This window comes from Chryseobacterium sp. Leaf405 (genome assembly GCF_001425355.1).
In the GTDB taxonomy this organism is placed as follows: domain Bacteria; phylum Bacteroidota; class Bacteroidia; order Flavobacteriales; family Weeksellaceae; genus Chryseobacterium.
Genome location: NZ_LMQN01000002.1, coordinates 110,010 through 117,099 on the forward strand (window position 1 = coordinate 110,010; position 7,090 = coordinate 117,099).

A 7,090-nucleotide genomic window follows, 5' to 3' on the forward strand; every position below is an offset into this window, starting at 1 on the left:
TAATTTTTAAAACAGTTTTCTGTCAAAATATTTTTAAAATACTGGCGTTCTGTATAGCAAGTGACAGGAAGTCTTCAATTAAATAAATTTCATACGTCTGACCGTAACGAAAACCCCGATCAATAGACTAATCAACCAAAAACATAATTATTCCGAAAAGCTCTACTACATTAAATAATAAACTGAATGCAAACATCTTTTCTCAAAATTGCCACTTCCGCAGCAGCAATTTGTTTTAGTACCATTGTTTTTGGACAGCAAAAGTACTCGGTAAGCGGCACGGTAAAAGACAAAAAAAATGGAGAGTTATTAATCGGAGTAACAGTAAAAGTGGCTGAAGATCCCACCATTTCAGTCGCTGCCAATGAATATGGTTTTTATTCTCTTTCGCTTCCCAAAGGAACTTATAATTTAATTATTTCCAACCCCGGTTTTAAAGATTTTCAACAAAGTATTAATGTTGAAGATAATGTAAAACAAGACCTTGAGTTGAGTTCAGGAGAGGGAGAAGAAAGAACAGGGAAAATCGATGAAGTCGTAATTTCCGGCATTAAAAAGGATAAAAATCTGACTTCCGCACAAATGGGAACGGAAACTTTAAGTATCAAAAATATCGAAAAGCTACCTGTTTTATTTGGAGAAAAAGACGTAATGAAAACGATACAGCTTTTACCCGGAATCAAAAGTAACGGGGAAGGTAGCAGCGGATTTTCCGTGAGAGGTGGCGCAACCGATCAAAACCTGATTTTATTGGATGAAGCGGCAGTTTACAATGCTTCACATCTGCTTGGATTTTTCAGTACATTTAACAGTGATGCCTTAAAAGATGCAAGTATTATTAAAGGAAACAGCCCTGCTCAGTACGGAGGGCGACTTTCTTCTGTTTTGGATGTTAAAATGAAGGATGGAAATAATAAAGATTATAACGTTAACGGAGGAATTGGTTTAATCAGCAGCAGATTGAGCGTTGAAGGACCTATTCAAAAGGAGAAATCATCATTTATTGTTTCCGGAAGAAGAACTTATGCTGACTTATTTTTAAAAAGCACAGAAGATTTCAAAGACAGTAAATTATATTTTTATGATTTAAATTTAAAAGCCAATTATCAGATCAATGAAAATAACCGATTGTATTTATCAGGATATTTCGGACGAGATGTGTTGGGATTGGGCGATACTTTTTCAACAGATTGGGGAAATACAACGGCAACTTTACGCTGGAACAGTATTATCAGTAGTAAATTATTCTCAAATACATCTTTTATTTACAGCAATTACAATTATAATGTAAGTTTAAGCAGTAACAATAATACTTTCGGACTTGATTCTAAAATAGAAGACTGGAATTTAAAACAGGATTTTAGCTGGTTTGCCGGAAATAAACATTCTGTAAAGTTTGGATTACAATCAATTTATCATACGATTACGCCGAGTAGCGCTTCAGGAACGAGTGTGAGCAGTTTTCCGAGAAATCCGAGATATTCCTGGGAAAATGCATTATACATCAATGATGATTTTAAAGCGACTGAAAAATTAACCATCAATTACGGAGCAAGACTTTCGATGTTCAGTGTTTTAGGAGGTGATACTTTTAATACCTATCAAAATGGAGTTCTTACCGATTCTGAATTTTTAGAAAAAGGAAAATTCGGAAAAACGTATGTCAATCTTGAGCCTAGGATTACAGCTAATTACAGAATTAATGAAGTCAGCAGCGTGAAAGGAGGATATTCCAGAAATACGCAAAATCTCCATTTATTGAGCAACAGCGGAAGCGGAAATCCTACTGATCAATGGATTGGAAGCAGTTATACTGTAAAACCTGAAATTGCAGATCAGGTAAGTGTAGGCTATAGCAGAAATTTTAACAATAATAATTATGAACTGAATGCTGAGGTTTATTACAAATCTATGCAGAATCAGATTGATTATAAAAACGGAGCGCAAATCAGTTTCGACACTGCAGCAGACGTTGAAAGTGAATTATTATTCGGAAAGGGAAGAGCTTACGGTTTAGAATTGATTGCCAAAAAGAAAAGTGGAAAATTAACAGGTTGGATTTCTTATACTTTATCAAAAACGGAAAGAAAAATCGACGGAATTAATGATAATCAGTGGTATGATGCAAGACAGGACAAAACGCATGATTTATCAATTGTTGCAACGTATCAGCTGAATCCGAAGTGGTCTTTCTCAGGATTATTCCTTTACAGCACAGGAAATGCAGTGACTTTCCCAACAGGAAAATATGAACTGAACGGGCAAACGATTTTCCAGTATAGCAATAGAAATGCAGACAGAATGCCTGCTTACCACAGAATGGATCTGAGTGCAACGTATGAGCCTAGTGTAGGTTCCAATAAACGCTTCAAAGGTTCTTGGTCGTTTGGAATTTACAATGTATACGGACGTGAAAATGCGTATACCATTAATTTTGAAGACAATCCGGACAAACCGGGAACGACTCGTGCGATGCAGACTTCATTGTTCCGTTGGGTACCAAACATCACGTATAATTTCAAATTTTAATTCATGAAAAATATATTTTTAATCATATTATCAATTTTTTTAGTAACTTCTTGTGAAAAAGAAATCGACCTTGATTTGGAGGATCAAAGCGGGAAAATTGTCATTGAAGGAAACATAACCGACCAAGCCGGACCTTATTATGTGAAAATTACGAAATCTGTTGCCTTTACGCAAACTAATCAATATCCTGCAATAGAAAATGCTCAGGTTGTTTTAAGCGATAATACGGGACAAACCGAAACGTTAAGTTATGTCGGCAACGGAACGTATCAAACCTCAACTTTTGTGGGACAATCGGGAAGAACGTATACTTTGAAAATCAATGCTGAAGGACAGCAATACACCGCTGAAAGTACAATGCCTGAAGCCGTTTCATTCGACGGACTGGATCAGGATTCTTTCATGGTTGGAGGAGAAACAAGTTACACACTTTTACCTGTTTTTACAGATCCCACACCTTTAGGAAACCGCTATCTTTTTGTATATACCGTAAATAACAATCCTAAGAAATTCTTTTCAGAATTTTCTGATAATGTAAATAACGGAATGCCAAATCAAAGACCTTTAATTTTACCCAATGATGATGAAGAAGCAGATGATATTAAAGTTGCTGTAGGAGATACAATTCATGTTGAAATGCAATGTATTGATGACAAGGTGTACACTTTTTATTCTGCACTTTTACAGCTTTCAGGAGGCGGTCCCGGCGGTGGCGTAACTCCAACGAATCCACCAAGTAATATCACTAATGGGGCGCTGGGATATTTTTCGGCACATACGGTGAAAACGAGAAATACCGTGATTCAGTAAAATCATTAATTTTAAGTTTACTAAATAAATTTTTTCAATCCCCGTTTTATAGCGGGGATTTTTTACTCGTTGTCTTAGGATTAAAGAGTGAGATTATGAGAGCCATATTATTTAAAATCAATAAATAATGTGTCATTTTTTCCTTCAATAAATGAGAAATTTATTTTTTCACCATGCTGGCTCCATACTGTTTTAATTGTATCGATAGTTGATTCTCTGTTAAAAACTAATAAGTCACCAATTGAGTTTTTATCTTTTCTTAATTGAAAAAATCCTTTATCATTTGTATACGTGCAATTATTTTTATTTTGCTCGCAAACTTTTATATTTTCCAAAGGCTTTTTTTGGTGATTATATATATACCCTTCATATGATTTTGATGATGGTGTACATGAATTAATAAAAGAAACCGCCATTATATTTATAAAAAAATATTTCATTATTATTTAATTTGAATTTTAGTTAACCAAATCATTCCTAAAACATCCTACCATTCTTATCCTTTTAGCATATAATCGAATATTAGAGAAAAAAGTGAGATCATAAAATACGTATTATTTTAAATCAATAAATAATGTGTCGTTTCTTCCCTCAATAAATGAATAATTTATTTTTTCACCACCAGATGTTCGAATTACTTGTATAGAATCAATTATTTTATTATTTTTTTGAATCATTAGAAATGTTGAAATCGAATTACTGCGTTTTTTCAATTTAAAAAAAACTTTATCATTAGTAAACGTGAAATTTGAATTAAAATCCTTTTCAAAAATTTTTAAATGAACATACGGAGCATTTTTATTGTAAATAAATCCTTCATAGGAATTAAAATTAATATCAGAACAATTGTTGATAATTATTGTTGACAGGAATAATAATATTAGGTTTTTCATTTTATATTCAATTTTGTTAACCAAATTAACCCAAATATATCTTTTGTTGAGGTTACAATAAGATTCTAGTCATACTTAGCTTAACTTGGATTATTTTTAAAATAACGCATGAGATTAATTTCTTTAGAATTTTTTTCAGTATTATAACTATATTTTCCATTAGGAACTTGACTTATTTTAGATGAATCATTATGAGAAAAAGAGTATAAAATGCCATTGTAAGCCTTTAGTATTGAATGTCCTAATTCATGTGTTGTTGTTAAAATTTTAATCTTCTTTTGCTTCGTTTGAATATCCCCACCCATTACTGTATTTTAACCTCAGTTTGGGCTAAAATGATTATCCACTATTCTTTCTCCAAATAAATATTATTAAAATTGACAGTATCGATATACTCACCACTTTTATTTTTAAAAGATCTAATGTCTAAGTTCTTTTCCTTATATCCTTTTATTTTCAAACGATTTACATAAGCCATATGTTTAACTATAAAATTACGTTCTCCCCTTAAATTATAAGGATTATATTCAAAGCGTTCTCCTTTTATAAAAAATTGACCTTCATAATTGCTAATTGCTGTATCTGGTGTATTTAATAATGCATTAGGTTTATATATTTTAACATTTTTCAAAGGTTTGTTTTCTTCTTTAGAATAAACAGTTCCTTTTATGGAAGGATAATAAACATAATGTTTTTTACAGCTGAATAATAATATCATAAAAACTGCTAAAATTATTTTTTTCATTTTATCTCAATTTTAGTTAACCAAATTACTTTTAAGAGATCAAGTTCAGATATTATTGTTCTTGGTATATCATAGTAACGTTGGTAATATTTCATTAAATCTATTTCTCCAGTTTCAGGAATATCTGGCGCATCTTCATCAGTGTTTTGACTAATTAAGTTTAATCCAGTAGTCGTACTCTTATGACTTTTAGAATAAATGCTACCACCATACGTTAGTAATATTTCATGTCCAATCTCATGGGCAGATACCATCTTATAGTCTTCAAGCAGTGGAGATAAATTTGATAAAACATTTTTTTTCTCAACTTTGTTTTCACTTCTATAATACCATCCTTTGAGATGATAAAAGTTTGACTTAGGGTCGCTTCTTTTCCAATCGGCATTGTACAAATATCCTTCATAAAAAAATAGTATTCTTGATGCTTCGAAATTTCTTGATCTTCCTTCTTCGCAGTTGGTTTGATAAATTATTTTTGGTGCTGCTAAACCTTCATTATTTACTTTTGCATCAACATATACCTCATACATATCGGAAAGAATATTTATTGCCTTTCCGATATTTTTAGAATTTCTAGACCAAAACTGATTAATTCCCAGTAATGTTAAATCCTCTAATTCCTTATATGTTCTTTTCCTCTTAGTGATTGGTGGCATATTATAATAGGCTAAAGCTTCTTTAGATATTTTATCCCACGGACATTTAGTTTCCCATTTGGTTTCATCTCTACCACCCACGAGATGTGTAGTACATTGTAATCCTTCTTCACCACCATCTTTTAAATTTACCCGTAAGGTAGTGTCTATTCTTTTGCTTTTTTTATCAATCTTTACATCAACCCAGTCTACTTCACTATATTTGGTGGAAAATTCAACTTCCTTTATTTTTTCTTTGCCATTTTTTTTAGCTATTATCTGGGCTTTAAATCTTTTGTTATCAAACTTTGCGCTGTCATAAATATCATTTTCATCAAAACCATCCCAAAAAATCATATAACTACCTATTTTAGTATAATCTGTAGGAGGTATATTATAAGGATTAAAAATACGATCTAAATCCGGCACTTTTTTGGGCTGTAGTGGATCTGGGATTGGTGTGCCTTTCACAATGCTTTCTGCTAATAAAGGAATTTTTTTCGATGGAATTACAAGTTCAGGCAAATTCATGGCAGCGTATAAAACAGTACTATCTTCAGTTAAAATCTTAAATTCTAAACTATCTACATTACTCAGCGTTAATGAGTAATCGAAAACAAAATGAGGATTTTCATATTTGCCTTTAAAATCTAATATTCCAAAAGGAACAACGGTAGAATATTCTTTGTCTTTTCGTAAGGAAAATGTAATTTCGAAATCCTCATTAACATCACTTCCTTTTCTTTCAAAATTTCCATGAATTACACCATTGTCATTACCTTTTTCTCTAACTTCTAATAAAGCATTTGAAACAATATTTCCTTCAGCAGACATATTATGTTCACCTTGACTAATCTTGATATACTTTCCCTGTACAATTCGTGTTCTGGACATAATTAATGACTTTTACTTTTTTCACCACTGTTATTTTTCACTTCTAATTGTGCATTTTTGTTAATACTTTTATTAGAACTTAATTCCATATCTTCATGAGATATTTCGTTGCGATTTTGTTTCGTTTCACTATGCACATCCCCTTCAATCACTTCCGTCAGTTTTCCTGTGATAAACAGACTCGCATCACCCACAACAGAAGTCATTTTCATCATGCCCACGCTTTCTGTGTTGTTCATTCCGATGCTGTCAGATTTATTCATTCCTACAGTTGTTGTCATATTCTGCCCTACATTAATATTCAAATTCTGTCCGGCAGTAAAAGTAATGTCATTCGGCGCATTCACATTAATATTCCCCTGTCCATCCATCAGATACGTATTTCCGCTCGGGTCTTCAATAAAAACAGAACCTTCCGCATCATCCAGAATTATCTTCGTTCCCGATCTTGTATGAATTACCTTCTTGTCATTTCCCTCCGTATGATACCCACTCGTTTCCTTTCCATTGTAATGCGTTCCCATCACAAAAGGCTTTTCGGCATTGTTGGATTCAAAACCAACCAACACTTCTTCACTGATTTC

General features: G+C 32.4%; 8 protein-coding genes. 2 read left to right on the forward strand and 6 right to left on the reverse strand.

Annotated elements, in window-relative coordinates:
• The first annotated feature begins 186 nt into the window (after nt 1-186).
• On the forward strand, nt 187-2,529 hold the full coding sequence (locus ASG22_RS03235) for a TonB-dependent receptor (protein ID WP_055980509.1): 2,343 nt from the start codon (nt 187-189) through the stop codon (nt 2,527-2,529).
• A gap of 3 nt (nt 2,530-2,532) precedes the next feature.
• A complete protein-coding gene (locus tag ASG22_RS03240) occupies nt 2,533-3,339 on the forward strand; it encodes a DUF4249 domain-containing protein (RefSeq protein ID WP_055980511.1) in 807 nt (268 codons plus the stop codon).
• A gap of 107 nt (nt 3,340-3,446) precedes the next feature.
• On the opposite strand, the gene ASG22_RS03245 is transcribed toward ASG22_RS03240, so the two are convergent.
• The 6 genes from ASG22_RS03245 to ASG22_RS21290 all read right to left on the reverse strand — a co-directional run.
• Entirely contained in the window at nt 3,447-3,779 is a 333-nt protein-coding gene (locus ASG22_RS03245) for a hypothetical protein (protein WP_131726141.1), read from the reverse strand.
• 114 nt (nt 3,780-3,893) lie between these two features.
• The gene (locus tag ASG22_RS03250; protein ID WP_055980517.1) at nt 3,894-4,232 is read right to left on the reverse strand and encodes a hypothetical protein; all 339 of its coding nucleotides are present in this window, start codon (nt 4,230-4,232) and stop codon (nt 3,894-3,896) included.
• 80 nt (nt 4,233-4,312) lie between these two features.
• On the reverse strand, nt 4,313-4,537 hold the full coding sequence (locus ASG22_RS03255) for a hypothetical protein (protein WP_055980521.1): 225 nt from the start codon (nt 4,535-4,537) through the stop codon (nt 4,313-4,315).
• Between the two features lie 41 nt (nt 4,538-4,578).
• The gene (locus ASG22_RS03260) at nt 4,579-4,977 is read right to left on the reverse strand and encodes a hypothetical protein (protein ID WP_055980524.1); all 399 of its coding nucleotides are present in this window, start codon (nt 4,975-4,977) and stop codon (nt 4,579-4,581) included.
• Nucleotides 4,974-6,506: a hypothetical protein gene (locus ASG22_RS03265; RefSeq protein ID WP_055980527.1), complete on the reverse strand. Its 1,533-nt coding sequence runs from the start codon at nt 6,504-6,506 to the stop codon at nt 4,974-4,976. Before ASG22_RS03265 ends, ASG22_RS03260 begins: the two co-directional genes overlap by 4 nt.
• Before the next feature lie 2 nt (nt 6,507-6,508).
• Nucleotides 6,509-7,090: bacteriophage T4 gp5 trimerisation domain-containing protein (locus ASG22_RS21290; protein WP_409991358.1), on the reverse strand; the 582-nt coding region annotated here is incomplete at its 5' end.